Origin of the sequence: Okeania sp. SIO2F4 (assembly GCF_010672385.1) — a bacterium.
Taxonomy (GTDB): domain Bacteria; phylum Cyanobacteriota; class Cyanobacteriia; order Cyanobacteriales; family Microcoleaceae; genus Trichodesmium.
This window is the reverse complement of the sequence record NZ_JAAHGT010001389.1, coordinates 1-1,520: the sequence shown is the minus strand read 5'-3', so window position 1 is coordinate 1,520 and position 1,520 is coordinate 1. Positions and strand designations below refer to the sequence as shown.

Sequence of the window (1,520 nt, the reverse complement as noted above, 5' to 3'; positions counted from 1 at the left end):
TGTGTAGCCATTCCAAAGGTAGCTATGGAATGTAGGACGAAAGTCAGAGGGTCTATGAACATAAAAATTTGTCCTTTTGTGTTGACAACCATACCGCACCCTCCGGGGGATTTTGCCCTACTAAATCAGTCGCAATAAAGGCATAAGGGAACGAGAAAACCTCTCTAAGACATCCCAAGAATATAGGTCGAGAACTTAGGAAGCCATTCAAGGTCAATCTGCAAATCGGTTGCAGGTTTTAGGGGGAGTAGGATTGGGTAAGAAGCTTATATGAGCAGACGTACCCACTGTTAGACGTAATGTAAGGTAACAATTAGCGATGAATAAAGCTAAAACACTAAAAAGAAGGTTGGGAGATCCAAAGCCCTTTTTAAGCGTGGCATGGGATACAGACGATATCCCAGACCCGGTTTGTATTAATCCAAATCTCAAATGGAGAGATATTAACTGGAGACGGGTCGAGAAGAATGTATTTAAGTTGCATGCATTTAATTTACAGAGCATCCAGCCGTGGCGAAATCCGCTTTCCGGCGTAAATACCAAAGACTTCTGACCAAAAACTATTACGCAAGGTTGCTAGCTGTTAGGCGCGTGACACAGGATAACCAGGGCAAGAAGACAGCGGGTGTAGACGGTATCAAAAATCTACCACCAATGCAAAGATTTAATCTGGTAAACCTACTTTCATCACGCTACCTCAAAGCAAGCCCAACCCGTAGAGTCTGGATACCAAAACCAGGAAAGGACGAAAAGAGACCTCTTGGAATCCCATCAATGTACGACCGTGCATTACAAGCTCTGGTTAAGTTGGGTATGGAACCAGAATGGGAGGCACGTTTTGAACCTAATAGCTATGGTTTTAGACCAGGACGGTCAACACACGATGCCATCTATAGCATCTATGCCAGTATCAACAAAAAACCCAAATATGTCCTAGATGCTGACATATCCAAATGTTTTGACCGAATTAACCATGATGCACTGCTAGGAAAGATTGAAAAAACACCTTACAGGCGACTAATCAAACAATGGTTAAAGTCTGGAGTATTTGATAACAATCAATTTCTAGACACTGTGGAAGGTACACCACAGGGAGGGGTCATAAGTCCCCTACTAGCAAACATCGCCTTACACGGTATGGAAAAAACCTCACGGGGTGACAAGGTAGCTGAAAGCTATATCTAGAGGTGGATTTATCAAATAAGCTGAAGAATAGTTCAACTAAAATCCCACTATTATTGAGAATAGATGGGGGTGTGGTGCGTTCGCGGAGCGTTGCGGAGCGCAGTATCGCGCCACACATTAGGTTGATTATTTATTCAAATAACCGGGAAAACAGTTAAAAAGTCCGATCAAAAAGGGTTGGTAATTACAAATAAAAATTAATAAAAGTGAATATATTAGGCTTTGATCAAAACCAGATCGAACAAAAGTTGAGTCCATCTCAAATAATAACATTACAAATATTATTATACTTAACATCAGTACATAAAACCGTACAAATATCAAAATTAAGTACT

1 pseudogene is annotated in these 1,520 nt (G+C 41.0%); it reads left to right on the top strand.

Features of this window, described 5'->3' with window-relative positions:
* Positions 1–319 precede the first annotated feature (319 nt).
* Positions 320–1,146 (top strand): annotated as a pseudogene (locus tag F6K22_RS40660) (reverse transcriptase N-terminal domain-containing protein); the annotation flags it as partial.
* Positions 1,147–1,520 lie beyond the last annotated feature (374 nt).